Genomic DNA, 14547 nt, shown 5'->3' with positions numbered 1-14547 from the left:
CAGCTCGCCCGTCGGATCATCAGGATCAGTCACCCACAGGTCGCCCGTACCATCATCCTTGATCGTCGCCGTACCGGCACCCGTATTATCGGCGATGGCTTCGTTGCCGCCGTAGACCGGGGTAACGGTCAGGGTGAATTGTTCGCCGTCGTCTGGGGTGTTGTCATCTACGATCGGCGTGCGCACCAGAATCTTGCCGGAGGTGGGGGCCGCGCCAGTCAGGGCACTAGCGGTGTAGCTGACCCAGCTTGCGCCGCCATCGATAGAGTATTCGAGGTTGTTTTTGCCGTCGCTGCCGCTGCTGCCGTAATCCACACCGCCGCCGGTGGCATCGACGTCCGTCAGCGCAAGCTGGACTTGCGTGCCGGACACTACATCCACTTCAAACACCGCATATTCGGAGGCTTCGTTGACCGTCGGCGCGCTCACGACGACCGGCACGATACTGAGCGTGCTGGTAGTGGTGGTGGTGTTCCCGGCGGCGTCGGTCACGGTCGCTTTCAGCGTGTGATCCTCAACGGTCAGCGCGTTGCTGGAAGGGATTTGCAGCGTCCAGTTTTCGTTGACGCGAACCAGGTAGCCGTCGCCTTCGGTATAGGTATGACCGTTGATCTCGATAGTGAGTTTTTCGCCGTTGAGCACGTTGGCTGTGCCGGTGATAAGCGGGGTGGTGTCGTGGGTGGAGAGTGAGGCAGAGTCGACGTTCGGTGCCTCAGGTGGAAGCCGGTCAATGATGAGTTCATTAGACGTACGGTCTTGAATACGCTGATTGCCGTCCGCGGAAACCGTTGTGGTATCGACTGAGTAAGTGCCGTGATCCAGCGCATCGTCGTCGGGAATCGTCAGCGCCCATGTTTTGTCTTGATCGTTGTACTGCAACGGATTGTCTTGGGGGGAACTTGCATCCCAGGTATAGGTTTTGCCGTTTACCTTCACTTCCAGGCTGCCACCAGCGGGCACATCTGCGCCGCCCTTGATGGTGGGGGTGGTGTCGTTCGTGGTCTGCCTTTCCACCGTGGGGATGCTGGGCGGTTTAGTGCCGGCACCGTCCACCACTTCCACCGTGGCGATGGCAGGGGATGCTGTAGCGCCTGCCTTGTCGGTAGCGGTAAAGGCAAAAGTGCGTTCGCCATTGGTAGCGGTAGAGACTGAGTCGCTCTCAGGGCTGGTGTTCTTGTATTCGATGGCCCGCACAATGGCCTGGGCCTGGGCTGCCGTCATTTCGCCCGAGCCCCCTGTAGGTGTGAGGGTGAACTTGCCCTTTGCAGCGTCGTACTTGATGAGTACGTTCACGCCGCCCACATCTGCCACAGTGCCATTAGCATCGGTGTCAGCACCATCGGCACGCAGTGTCAGGTTGCTGAACACCAGTTTTTCATGCTCACCATCACGCAAGCCACCAACGGTAATGTCCAGCGAGGTGACGCGGTTGGTGTTTTCCTCCACCGTGCCTTCCTTACCCGCCTCGCTGTTGTCCAGCGATGCGCCGCTCGATTGCCCGGCCTGGAAGGTCGTCTGGTAGTCGCGCGTGGCAGGGTTGCCGGAATCAAGATCGATCAGCGGGGCACTGTTATCGATGACGAACTCTACCTTGCCTCCATTCCTCAAACCATTTCCGCTGTCATCCACAATCGTAGCCGCGCCTTGGGGGGCGTGGCTGGAACCATCCATTACCACCAACTCATATTCCCCGGTGGGGCTGGTGACTTGGCTGAGGTCGATATACCAGATAGCAGGATTGTCAGGGTCTTGACGCACGGCAACGGTCTCTGCTGTCAGCGGAACCTGGACACCATCCCGGAACAGAAGGAAATCGCCTACATCCACATCGTGGACGGATTCGCTGAATGTCACCCGCACTTCACCCACTGGCACATAACGTGGGCCATTGCCGCCTTCCATAATCTGGACGTTTGTCACATCGGGCGGTGTGGTGTCTGGCGGAATGATGGTGATTTTCCAATCCTCCACCTCGCCGTCCATGCGCGCGCCATAAGAGCGTTTGTCGTGGCCGTTCGCGTCGTTCAATTTGGCCGCAGTCAGGTTTGTCCCGGAAAGATTCCAGTGGTCGTTATCCAGCGTCGTGGTTTCAGAAGTGATACGAAAGCGTGCCCAGGTTTCGCCCGCAGTCAATGCCTTGGTGCCTACACCCAGGCCTGTCCATGTCACGGTGATTTTGTCGCCGTCTTTATGATCTGCCGGCACGTCGATCGTTACCGATTCCTCAAAGCTGAATTTGCCGTCACGGTTGAAATCAATCCAGGCTACCAGCTTGGCGGCTTTCCCGCCCGTCGTCACGCTGACCTGTAGGGAATATTCCGTCTTGTCGCTCGGCAGTTTGGGAACGAAGGCAATACCGTCGTCCGTGTCGCCATCTCCGCTGGCTCCCGTCCGGGCATCGGTTTCCGCATTGGGCGCTTTGCCCAGATAGACATTGGGCCGTACCAAACTATGGCGTGCGCCATCTTGTTCGTAGGTGGTTTTATAGCTGTTGGTGTTGTTATTACTGTCTTTGATTTCTTTGGCATCACCATAATCGAGTTTGATGGTAACTTCACGGCCTGCGTCGCCACTCGTTGGCAAATTTGTACCCGTTGATAAAGAAGTGGCCTTGGGCTTTATCTTTCCATCCCCATCTCTATCCGAAATATCTATGCGGTATATATTTGCATTAGTACCACCGGCAGAGAAATAAAAGTGGCTGTTTTCAGCATCAAAATACTGCATCGGGAAGCTGGTACCCGGACTAGAATTATTTTGATCCTGAATGCTTGTTGCCTCTTGAACCACCAACCCCTTCGAGCCATTTATCGTAATGCTATAAAGCGTCGTACCGGTACCAGACCCAACTGCATAGAATTTCTCACTGCGCGGGTCATACACCATATCCACCCAGGCCGTATCGTAATTAGCAGTATTACCTGCATTCCTGAGCTGCACTGGCTCCAGCCATTGACCATAGGTTGGAGACTCTGCATTGGCATCAAAACGGAAAAGTTTTGATTTTTCTGCACCATTGGTACTGGTATTCATATAAATAATACCATCTGGCCCCATATCTGCCGATATCATATTGGTAGTGGGTTTTTGACCACCACTCGCCAGTGTATTACTCAGTTTTTCTACCGTATAGTTGGCACCATCCTTATTGCTAAGGATGTATACATCTTTAGTACTATTATCTACAGCATATAAATGACCATCTTCCTTACTAAAGGAAAGTGCATTGATATTAGAGAAACCACTAACCGTACCAATCTGTTTGGTGGTATTCATCACCAGATTGACTTCATACAACTGACCTGTCGAGCCGAGCAGATAGGCAATCTCACTCTGCCCTTTCAAGAAGGGCACTTGCTGCATACGGATTTCACGCTGGCCGGTACCGACATCCTGCCCATCGGTAGCGGTAATCTTGACAAGACGGGTGTCGGCGGTGGTGAAGCCCCCGGTAGCCGAGAAGCGGACGTGCTTCAACGCCTCGTTGTAGTCGGCGGCTGTGGCATGGCCGGTCAGCACCAGTTTTCCGTTGGCATTGCTTTCCACCCGAATGCCTTCGGGCAGAAAATCCTGGTTGATAGTCAAGGTGTCGCCAGTCACATAAGCGTTACTGATTTTCTTGACCACTTCGATGGTGACGCCTTCGATATAGTCACCCGCATCGGTTTCGCTCAGGATCACCTCGTCGCTAAAGGGGGACTTGCTGCCGTCGCCCTTGCCATAGACCTGGTGCCGATCGCCGCCCGGATTCAGGTTGGACTCCATCTTGGGCAGCGTGACGATAGGGGCGGTATTGGCGCTAGTGCCGCCTTCGGTTGCAGTGGGGCGGGTGTTATTGACCAGCGCCTTGTCGGTGAAGGCCAGACCCACGTTGCCCACGATGTCCTGCACACCGTTCTGCCCGTCGTACGAAACGGTGACGGACACTTCCTTTGGCAACGGAGTGCTCAAGATCAAAAGAACGGTATCGCCCTTGACGATGATTTCCTTGACTGTGTAGTTATTGTTTGCACTATCCTTCACGGTAAAGCCGTTGGCACCCACCCGGATACCTTCGTCCAGCAGTTCGTCCTGGTATTTGAGTGCCACCACCACATCGCTGACGGTGCCGGTGGGAGTCGTAGGCGGGGTGGTGTCCACGCGCAGAGTGGTGGTGGTAGTAGCGGTGTTGCCAGCCCGATCGGAACTGCGCACAACCAGGGTATGGTTGCCGTCGGCCAGTGCGGAGGGGGCGGTGTATTCGATACTCCAGTTACCGCTGCTATCGGCAATGACGGAGCCTAGTTCGAGAGCGTTTTTACCGGTGCCGATGAAAACCCGGACGGTGTCGCCCGCATCGGCCTTGCCGCTGAAAACGAAGTGGCTGGGGTTATTGGTGGCCAGACCCTGCGAGTATTTGACGCCACCTGTTATTGCATCCACGCTGGGCTGGCTGATGCTGGTGTCGATGATGTAGCTGTGGTCTTTGCTGGTGTCATTCGGATTGGCGTTACTCAGGAGCTTGCTGGCATCAGCTTTGCTTTTGATACCACCCTCTGCGCCGGGCACCAGGTCAATGTTGAGTGTGCCGTTACCGCCCGTGAGGCCGCCGACTATCACGTCATATTGCTTGCCCGCTGCATCCACCTGGGTAACAAGCTGGATGGTCGCACCCGCACTGACGGAGCCGGGGGCGATGACGAAAGAGCTACTCGTAACACCCTGTACGCCTTCGCTGAAGGTGACACGGAAGGTGACGCTATCAGCATTGGTGGTTTCCGCCGTTGGCGTCTGGCGGACGATGCTCTCTACAGTGGGGCCGCTGCCATCAAGCAGCTCACCATAGCCGATAAAGCCCAGCACGCTGGCTTCGATGTTGCCGGTTTGGCGCTCCAGCACCCAGTCGCCGCCCTTGTCTGCGGCACCGGTAGCGTTGGTGGAGGCGGCGATGTCGGCGCTGGTGAGGCGGGCCAGTTCGTTGATGAAGAGTTCGCCCTGTTCGCCTTGGGCGAGGTCGCAGCCGTAGAGCAGGATATCGGCATCTGGGGTGAGGTAGTTCGCCCAGGCGCTGAGGGTGGCGCTTTGTGCGGCGAGGCTGTCGTTATTGAGGGTGTCGGTGCCGAGGGTGAAGCTGCCGGGGGTGCCGTGGCTGAGGATGTGCACCGCTTCAAATTGCCCCTTGGCCAGCTCGCTGCCAACCACATTGAGGCCGGATTCGCCGCCCTGCACCACGCGCACGGTAGCGTCGGCGGGCAGCTGGTTGATGATGCTTTCGTAGTTCGGCACCCGCGCGTCGATGATGATGAGCGTGGCGGCCGATTGTGCCGGTTTTTCCATCACTTCACTCGGACGTGCCTCCGCGGCCGGCTGGGTTTCCTGTTTTTGTGCTTCGGCGTGGCGGTCGCCGCTCAGGTCGAAATTATCCGCGGCGGCTACGGCACCGGCACCGTCGAACAACAGGCGCGCTTCGAGTGCCAAAGCGCGGCTGGCGGGGCGGAAGGGGGAGCGGGTTTTTTTCTTCATGGCCGTGATCTTTCAAAAAGGCATCGGTGAAAAGCAGTAAAAATTACGTCGAACGCCGGAGCAAAAACTGAGGGGAGTTCAAAGAGGCGAAAAACAGACGGAAAATCGGGCGGAAAATCTGAACACAAAATCGGGCAATTCTGGCTTTTTACAACAAACACTGTTGTAAGTGAAGTGCAAAAAATTACAGATTTTGGCGCACTACCGGTATACCGGTAATCGTGTTGTTTTTTTGTTAAATTGAACAAAAACAAAGACAGCGCATAGGGCTTGACAACGGGTTTAACGTTCCAGATGACGTTGCGAGTGGCTCAAGAACATGTAGCCCTGCCCGCGCACGGTGCGCAGCGGCAGGGTGAGGCCGGCGTTATCGATTTTGCGGCGCAGGCGCGAAAGCATGGTGTCCATGCTTTGCGGGTCCCACTCGGCGGCATCGGCGGCAAGAATTTCGACGATCGCCTCGCGGCTGACGATTTCATCGGGCGTGCGCATCACCTGCTGCATGAAAAGGCGTTCTTTGGCACCCAGCTGAAAGGCTTTGCCTTCCGGGCTGACGAGCGACCAGGCATCGTTACGCAAAACCCAGGCGGATTCAGCGGGCGCGGCAGGCCCATCGAGCGGCCCCGCCGCCTGTGCCTTGGCGGCCAGCGCGACTGCGCCATACAGGCGCTCGATGAGATTGGGCAAAATGGCCATGATTTCATGTGCGCTGGCGGGTTTTTCCAGGCAGACATCGCTCCCCAGGGAGTAGCTCTGGAGGCGTTGCGCATAGTCGCCCGCCGCCACCAGCGCAATCACCCCCACCGGGCGCACCGAACGGCGCAGGGTGGGAATGACGGTAATGTCTTCCGCCGCCAGCTGCGTGACATCGAGCAGCACGACATCGCAAGGGGCCTGCAATAAATGCCCGTAGAGCGCCTTGATTTCGGCAAAACAGGCTACGCCATAGCCGGCGGCCGTCATCTGCTGCGCCAAAGGCTGCTCGGGCGTGGCATGGCGATCAACGATACAAATTTGGAACATAATTGCCTGCGAAGGTGAAATTTAACAAATCGTAGAATTGCCCATTAAATATAACGGAAAGCTTTTATTCACTGGGTAAAGAAGTGTTAAACGCTGACGCGCGACGAGCGCGAAGTGGGGAAAGCCTACGCACGCGCAATCTTCAATGTGCTCTTCCACAACCGGGGCGACTCTCCGAAAATTTCGCCCTGCGTCTCGGGGGAGTGCTGGAAGGCTTCGATGCGCCGGCGAAACTCCAAGAGTGCCGCTCGGGCGTTCGAGGGTCATGGCAAGGCCTTCCAGAGCTGGAACTTGAAACAAAATGGGGGTGCGGCTAGACTCTGACCTGAATAGTCAGAATATGGAGCAATGCAATGCACACATGGCAAATGCAAGAAGCGAAAGCGCGCATGTCTGAATTGGTCAAACGCGCCCAGACGCAACCTCAGGACATCACCTTGCACGGCAAGTCGGTGGCCGTCGTGATTTCGCGCGAGACCTTTGACCGCTTGTCACAGGCGCAGGATTCGCTGGTGGACTTCATGCGTCGCTCGCCACTCTACGGTGCCGATGACATTACTTTCGAGCGTGACCAGAGCCTGACCCGGGAGGTAGCGTTTTGAGCTACCTGATCGACACCAATGTCCTATCCGAACTACGCCGCAAATTGCCAGACGCCGGGATGGCCGACTGGTTCTCACAGCGACCGCCCACCACCTTGCATCTGTCCGTGCTGACGCTGGGGGAAATCCGCAAAGGCATCGAGGGTGTCAATGATGAGACGCGCCGCCAGTCCTTGATCGATTGGCTGGAAATCGATCTGCCGACCTTCTTTACCGGGCGCATCCTCAGCATCGATGGGGCAGTGGCCGACCGTTGGGGACGCCTGGTCGCCGCAGCAGGGCGTCCATTGCCTGCCATCGACAGCCTGCTCGCGGCGACCGCACTGGAACACGATTTGGTGCTGGTGACCCGTAACGTCAAAGATTTCACGGGGCTGCCTGTCCAGATATTTAGCCCCTGGTCGAACTGATATCGGGATTCCTCAGCAAATTACCGTCAGTGGCAACTGGCGGGTGACATTCGAGTTTCAAGATGGAAACGCCTACGTTCTGGATTACGAGGACTATCACGAATGACGATGCATAACCCACCCCACCCGACTGAATGCCATCCTGCGCCGTGCCATGCTCGACGACCTGCACAAGACATGATCATGTCGACCGTTACCCCAAGCAGCCCATGAGCCAGAATCCATCATGCCCAACGACTACATCGCCGGGGTTGCAGTCATTCTTCCTGCTGAGGTGCCGCAATGAAAAACCGCAAATTAGAACTCTTTGGTAGGAAGCAGCACGAATACCATCAGCGGCATCAGTGGCGATTGGGCGAGGATGGACTATTTGCCCCGCACTCCTACGCCAAAACCAAGCCTGATAGCTTGTCCTGGTGGGACGACGTTGGGTTCATCCTCAATGGCCGACGCGTCATTGTCTGGTGGCAGCACCCGCGTTATATTTACAGCGCCGCCATTGAAGAGCAGTCTTGGGAACGGGCTGGCCCAGACCCGCAGGATGATTGGCTATTCGAGGGGGCTACAACCAATTACAAGCAGGTTGGCAAGTCCCGCAAAAAGATTGTCAGCTACACTTCCCGCCAGCCCTCAGCAGAGCAAGATGCTTACTACGAACACCTGCGTGCTGTTCGTCAGCAAATGGAAGCTGAAGGAATCGATCTGGATATCTCCGTTTCATGGAAGCGGGAGCGCTTGAGCTGGGCGACTGGTGTTGGCCTGATTGTTCCCCTGGAAGTCCGAAACGAAACAGAACTGGCACAGCTTGCTTCCTTGGCAAAACGCCTGTTGCTCGGGAAGACGACCTTGCAGAAAGAGTTTCCTGAGTATCGATATGGCAAGGCGGATTGGCTGCGTGAACAGGAGGCGGGCAAATGATCTCGACGCTTCGACTGTTTTCTCTCAATCGCTTCCCTATTGAGGCCAGTACCGCGTGGTATTTGAATGATCTTGGTGAATATCGAGGCAAGCAGGAACTCTATACCCAGCAATCTCCCCAACGCCTGAAGGCGCTGCGCGAATCGGCAATCATCGAAAGCGCCGTTTCCTCGAATCGGATTGAGGGGGTCACCATTGATCCGAATCGTGTCCGGGATATTTTGGTTTCACCCAGGCCGCTTTTCCGTGACCGCGATGAGGAAGAGGTTCGTGGCTATCGCGATGCATTGACCATGATCCATAAAGAGGCCGCTGACCTCCCGATTGGCAATGAAACCATTTGCCGATTGCACGCGCTGACTCGCGGACAAATCTGGGATGCCGGGCAATACAAGGAGCGGGATGGCGACATTATTGAACGCTACCCGGATGGCTCCGAGCGAGTCCGGTTTCGCACAATTCCTGCGGCGCAAACTCAGGACGCCATGGATACGCTGATCGCCGACTGGCAGCAGTGTCTTGAAGAACGTTGGGTGCCGCCACTCATTGCCTTGGCAGCCTTTAATCTGGATTTTCTGTGCATCCATCCATTTCGTGATGGCAATGGGCGCGTTTCTCGTTTGCTGTGGTTGCTGCAAAGCTATCAACTTGGCTATGAGGTTGGCCGCTACATCAGCCTGGAGCGTCTTGTTGAGCAAAACAAAGAGCGTTACTACGAGACCCTTGAGCTTAGCTCAAAGGATTGGCATGAGGGGAAGCACAACCCTTGGCACTATATCAACTACGTTCTATCCATTAAAAAGACGGCCCATCGCGATTTTGTAGAACGTGTCGGCGAGATCAAAGCGCCTCGTGGTGAGAAGCGGGAGATGGTTGTCGCCGGCATCAACCAGCTACTTTCCAGAGCCAAAGGCGAATTCAAGATCAGCGAACTCGAACAAGTCTGCCCCGGTGTCAGCCGGGACATGGTTCGCCATGTGCTGCGTGAGCAACAGGAGCAAGGTGTCATTGCCTGTTCCGGGCGTGGCGCAGGGGCTTTGTGGTCGAGGGCCAATAGCGGCAATGAAGGTAATCAATTACCTCCAAATAAAGGTAACGATGGGGGTAATAGTGGCCTGAATCCGAACGAACGGAGCTCAGGCCCCGGCGGCAAAAAACCAAAAATCTGATCTTTCACATTTTTTCGCCGCGCCCAGCGTTCGATAATGCGCGCCATGCCGAATCCAGCCGCCCTCCCCACCTCTACCGCCGCCGTTGCGCCCCCTGACTCTGCGCTCCCGGCGGTGCCTTTGATCGATCAATACGGGCGGCAGATCACTTATTTGCGCTTGTCGATTACCGACCGTTGCGATTTTCGCTGCACCTATTGCATGAGCGATGCCATGCAGTTTTTGCCGCGCGATGCGGTGTTGAGCCTGGAGGAGTGTCTGCGTCTGGTGCGCTGTTTTGTTGCGCTGGGCGTGCGCAAAGTGCGCATTACCGGCGGTGAACCCTTGGTGCGGCGCAATGTGCTGTGGCTCTTGGCGCGTTTGGGGGCACTGCCGGGGCTGGATAATCTGGTGCTGACCACCAACGGTTCGCAGCTGGGGCAATTTGCCCCGACGCTGAAAACGGCCGGGGTGAAGCGCCTGAACATCAGCCTGGATACCCTGCGCGCCGAGCGTTTTCGCAGCATTACCCGAATCGGCGAATTGTCTAAAGTGCTGGCCGGCATTCGCGCGGCGGGGGCGGCGGGGTTTACGCGCACGAAAATCAATGTGGTGATGATGCGCGGTGTCAATGAAGATGAATTTGTTGATTTGGTGAATTTTGCCGTGGCCGAGGGCCTGGATATTTCTTTTATCGAAGAAATGCCGCTCGGGGCGATCGAGCGCGAGCGCGCACCGATCAGCGCTGAGGAAGTGCGCGGGCAGCTGGCGGCGCATTTTTCCTTGCAGCCCAGCGACGAAAACAGCGGCGGCCCGGCGCGTTACTGGCGGCTGCCCGATAGCCCGACGCGGGTGGGTTTCATCGAACCGCACAGCCATAATTTTTGTGCCGATTGCAACCGCGTGCGGGTCACCGCGCGCGGCGAGCTTTACCCCTGCCTGGGGCATAACGATGCCGTCGACCTGCTGCCTTTGCTGCGTGCCGGTGCCAGCGATGCAGAACTTAAACAGGCACTGCAGGTCAGTATGGGCATGAAACCCCTGCAGCACGATTTCAGCCAGCAAATGGAAAAGCCGCAGGTGGTGCGCTTCATGTCGATGACGGGAGGTTGAAAGCACACCGTGTTGCACCGAAACACCCCGACCACACTGCGTTTTCCCGGCCTCACCCTGGGCCTGCTGGGCACCACCCTGGCCGCTTTCGTTTTCTGGCACTGGCAGCCGGGCAGTTTCAGCGCCGGCCTCTTGATCTTGAGCGGCCTGGCTTTGTTGGCCGTGGTTTATGCCGAATACCGCCATTTTCATTCTATTTCGCAGGCCTATCACCTGGCCATGCAGGCGGCGCACGATGGTTTCTGGGCCTGGAACCCGGTGAGCAAGGAATTACAGGCCGGCCAGCGTTTGCTGGAAATTCTGGGCTATGAACGCAATTTTCTACCCGACACCCATGCCTGGCTCAGGCTCTTGCATCCCGACGACGTGGCGGCCTACAACCAGGCCGTGGCGCAGCACCTGAAAGGGGAAAACCCGCATTTTTATTGCGAATACCGCGTGCTCGGCCACAACGGCAGCTATTACTGGGTGGCTTCGCGCGGTTTGGCGGTGCGCAACCGCAAGGGCATTGCCTATTTGATGGTGGGGTCGATTACCGACATCACCGAGCGGCGCCGGCATCAGGAAATTCTCGAGCACCAGGCCCGCCACGATCCACTCACCGGACTGCCCAACCGCAGCGCCTTTGCCGAAGATTTGCAGGTCGCACTGCAGCGCACGGCCCAGGCGGAGGGGCAGCTGGCGGTGCTTTTTATCGATCTCGATCGGTTCAAAAACATCAATGACAGCCAAGGGCATGGCGCGGGCGACCAAATGTTGCACGCCGTGGCGCAGGCTTTTTCCGCCGTGCTGCCGGCCGATAGCCGACTCTACCGGCAGGGCGGCGACGAGTTCATCGTCTTGCAAGAACCCAGCTCGGCCGAGGCGGCAGAGGCGCTGGCGCAACAGTTGAAAGCACGCCTGAATACGCCTTTGCGCGCCGATAACCCTTCTTTCATGAGCACGGCGAGCATCGGCATCAGCCTTTTTCCCAGCGATGCGGGCGATGGCGAAACCCTGCTGCGCCACGCCGACACCGCAATGTACGCAGCCAAAGCAGCGGGCGGCAATACGGCCTGTTTTCACACGCCGCAGATGGATGCCCGCCTGATTCAGCGCATTTCGCTGGAAAGCCGTTTGCGCGCAGCCTTGCTGGGAAATTGCTTCGCGCTGTATTTTCAGCCGCAGATCCGCCTGGCCGATGGCTGCCTGGTCGGTGCGGAGGCGCTGATCCGCTGGCACGACGGCGAAGAAATGGTGCCGCCCGATCTGTTCATTCCGGTGGCTGAAGAATGCGGTTTGATCGTCGAGGTCGGCGATTGGGTGATCTCCGAGGCGCTGCGCCAAATTTGCGCCTGGCGGGCCAAATTTCCGGCCCTGGTGCCGATTGCCATTAATCTTTCGCCGCGCCAATTCCGCCACGATGCCATTGCCCAGCGCATTTGCCAGGCGCTGGCCGATGCCGCTCTGCCGGCGCACTGCCTGAAAGTGGAAGTCACCGAATCGATCGCCCTCGATCCGGAGGGCGATGGGGTCGAACAACTGCAGGCCTTGCACGCGGCGGGCATCGGCATTGCGCTGGACGATTTCGGCACCGGCTATTCTTCCTTGTCGCTTTTACAAAGCCTGCCCGTCAGCACGCTGAAAATCGACCGCTCGTTCGTGCGCGATTTACTTGCCCCAAACAGCAGCAACGAACCCTTGATCCGCGCCATGATCGCCATGGCCCACAGTCTCTCCCTGCAAGTCGTCGCCGAAGGCGTGGAAACCGAGGCCCAGGCGGCGCACCTGAAAAACCTGGGCTGCGACATCATGCAAGGCTACCTCTGCAGCCGCCCCCTGCCGGCCGCGCAGTTCGAGCAAGCTTTCCTGCAAACTGAAACATGATTTCGCGCCCCGTGATTTCGGTTAACATCGCCCCCGCCTAAATCACCCCGCGCCGCCCATGAACAGCCAGCCCGATCTTTTCACCCTCGAGCAGAGCGACACCGCCCTTCCCCCGGATTCTCCGAACCCCCAGGATTCTCTGCTTCCCCCGCCCCCCCTGCCGCCCGCTGCCCTGGCGGCGGCACCGGATATTCCCACGCCGGCCGATTATGCGGCGCGGCGTTATCTTGAATATGCGATGAGCGTGGTCACCGGGCGGGCGCTGCCGGCCAATGCCGATGGGCAAAAGCCGGTGCAGCGGCGGATTTTGTACGCCATGCACCGCATGGGGCTGTATAAAAGCCCGAAACATGTGAAATCGGCGCGCGTGGTGGGCGATGTCATCGGCAAATACCATCCGCACGGCGACTCTTCCGTGTACGACGCCATGGTGCGCATGGCCCAGGGCTGGAATTTGCGTTATCCATTGGTCGATGGGCAGGGTAATTTTGGCTCGCGCGATGGCGATAACGCCGCCGCCATGCGCTATACCGAGGCGCGCTTGACGCCGATTGCCGAATTGCTGCTCGCCGAGCTCGATGAAGGCACGGTGGAATGGAAACCGAATTACGACGGGGTCAATGACGAGCCCTGCCTCTTGCCGGCACGCCTGCCCTTTTGCCTGCTGAATGGTGCCTCCGGCATTGCGGTGGGCATGGCGACCGAAATTCCGGCGCACAATCTGCGCGAAATTGCGCGCGCGGCAGTGGCCCTGCTACGCCAACCGGAGACACCAGAAAACGAGATTCTCGCCCTGGTGCCTGGCCCGGATTATCCGGGCGGCGCGCAAATCATTTCCAGCCCGGAAGATATTGCCAACACCTATCAAACCGGACGCGGCAGTTTGCGCGTGCGCGCCCGCTGGAAAATCGAAGCCTTGGCGCGCGGCCAGTGGCGGCTGGTCATCAACGAATTGCCGCCGGGGGTGTCGGCGGCGACCGTCATGTCGGAAATCGAAGCCTGTTCGAACCCGGTGGCCAAGGAAAAGGCGGGCAAAAAAGTCTTCACGCCGGAACAGTTGAATCTCAAGGCGGCATTTTTATCGGCCATTTCCGAAGGCGGCGTGCGCGATGAATCCGGCAAGGAACACGCCGTGCGCCTGGTCATCGAGCCGGCCAGCTCGCGCCAGGGGCAGGATGATCTGGTGCGCCTTTTGCTCGCCCATACCAGCCTGGAAACCAATGCGCCGATCAACCTCACGCTCCTGGGCCTGGGCGGCGCGCCGCGTCAGGGTACGCTCTACGACATGCTCGCCGAGTGGTGCCGCTTCCGCCTGCAAACGGTGGAACGGCGCACGCGCCACCGCTTGAGCGCCGCCGAAAAGCGCATTCACATCCTCGAAGGCCGGCAGGCGATTTTGCTCGATATCGACCGCGTCATCCGCGTCATCCGCGAATCGGACGAGCCCAAAACCGACCTGATGGCGCATTTCAAATTAAGCGAGATTCAGGCCGAAGACATTCTGGAAATCCGCCTGCGCCAGCTGGCCCGTCTGGAAGCCCTCAAAATCGGCGAAGAACTCGCCCGCCTGCGCGAAGAAGCGGCCAGCTTGCACAAGCTGCTCGATTCGGAAAGCGCCCTGCGCGCCGAGGTGGCCAGCGAAATCGAAGCTGACGCCGAAAAATATGGCGACGATCGCCGCACCCTGATCGAAATGGCCGAACGGGTCAATCTTTCGGACGCCAAGCATGTTTCCATCCCCGACGAGCCGACCACGCTGATCGTTTCCAAACACGGCTGGCTGCGCTCGCGTAGCGGCCACAACGTCGATCCGACGCAGCTGAGTTTTCGCTCCGGCGACAGCCTGCTCGCCTGCCTGCCCTGCCGCACCGTGGATCATCTCGTACTACTGGACGACCGGGGCCGCGCCTACTCCATCTCCGCCGCCGATCTCCCCGGCGGCAAGGGCGACGGCGTGCCGGCCAC

At 58.1% G+C, this 14547-nt stretch carries 9 protein-coding genes; 7 read left to right on the top strand and 2 right to left on the bottom strand.

The features are described from left to right. Both ACM62Q_RS10950 and ACM62Q_RS10945 read right to left on the bottom strand, forming a co-directional pair. Positions 1–5502: DUF4347 domain-containing protein (locus ACM62Q_RS10950; protein WP_415036481.1), on the bottom strand; the 5502-nt coding region annotated here is incomplete at its 3' end. Between the two features lie 282 nt (positions 5503–5784). After that, on the bottom strand, positions 5785–6525 hold the full coding sequence (locus tag ACM62Q_RS10945; protein WP_415036479.1) for a response regulator transcription factor: 741 nt from the start codon (positions 6523–6525) through the stop codon (positions 5785–5787). A gap of 353 nt (positions 6526–6878) precedes the next feature. Between ACM62Q_RS10945 and ACM62Q_RS10940 the strand changes: the two genes are divergently transcribed. The 7 genes from ACM62Q_RS10940 to ACM62Q_RS10910 all read left to right on the top strand — a co-directional run. Continuing rightward, positions 6879–7127 carry a type II toxin-antitoxin system Phd/YefM family antitoxin gene (locus tag ACM62Q_RS10940; protein ID WP_415036477.1) on the top strand — a complete coding sequence of 83 codons (249 nt, stop codon included), beginning with the start codon at positions 6879–6881 and terminating at the stop codon, positions 7125–7127. After that, positions 7124–7537, top strand: coding sequence for a type II toxin-antitoxin system VapC family toxin (locus ACM62Q_RS10935; RefSeq protein ID WP_415036475.1), 414 nt, complete (start codon positions 7124–7126; stop codon positions 7535–7537). The genes ACM62Q_RS10940 and ACM62Q_RS10935 overlap by 4 nt, the downstream gene beginning before the upstream one ends. A 282-nt stretch (positions 7538–7819) precedes the next feature. Continuing rightward, positions 7820–8455, top strand: a complete 636-nt coding sequence (locus ACM62Q_RS10930; protein ID WP_415036473.1) for a hypothetical protein — start codon at positions 7820–7822, stop codon at positions 8453–8455. Continuing rightward, positions 8452–9624 carry a Fic family protein gene (locus ACM62Q_RS10925; RefSeq protein WP_415036471.1) on the top strand — a complete coding sequence of 391 codons (1173 nt, stop codon included), beginning with the start codon at positions 8452–8454 and terminating at the stop codon, positions 9622–9624. The genes ACM62Q_RS10930 and ACM62Q_RS10925 overlap by 4 nt, the downstream gene beginning before the upstream one ends. Before the next feature lie 36 nt (positions 9625–9660). Continuing rightward, entirely contained in the window at positions 9661–10716 is a 1056-nt protein-coding gene (gene moaA, locus ACM62Q_RS10920; RefSeq protein ID WP_415036469.1) for a GTP 3',8-cyclase MoaA, read from the top strand. A 9-nt stretch (positions 10717–10725) separates the two neighbouring features. Then, complete coding sequence (locus ACM62Q_RS10915; protein ID WP_415036467.1) at positions 10726–12582, top strand: putative bifunctional diguanylate cyclase/phosphodiesterase; 1857 nt, start codon at positions 10726–10728, stop codon at positions 12580–12582. Positions 12583–12640: 58 nt separating this feature from the next. Next, the coding region (locus ACM62Q_RS10910; protein ID WP_415036465.1) for a DNA topoisomerase IV subunit A at positions 12641–14547 on the top strand (1907 nt) is incomplete at its 3' end.

The organism is Azonexus sp. (assembly GCF_047638095.1).
In the GTDB taxonomy this organism is placed as follows: Bacteria; Pseudomonadota; Gammaproteobacteria; order Burkholderiales; family Rhodocyclaceae; genus Azonexus.
The sequence above is the reverse complement of the archived record's forward strand: the minus strand, read 5'-3'. Positions and strand labels throughout refer to the sequence as shown.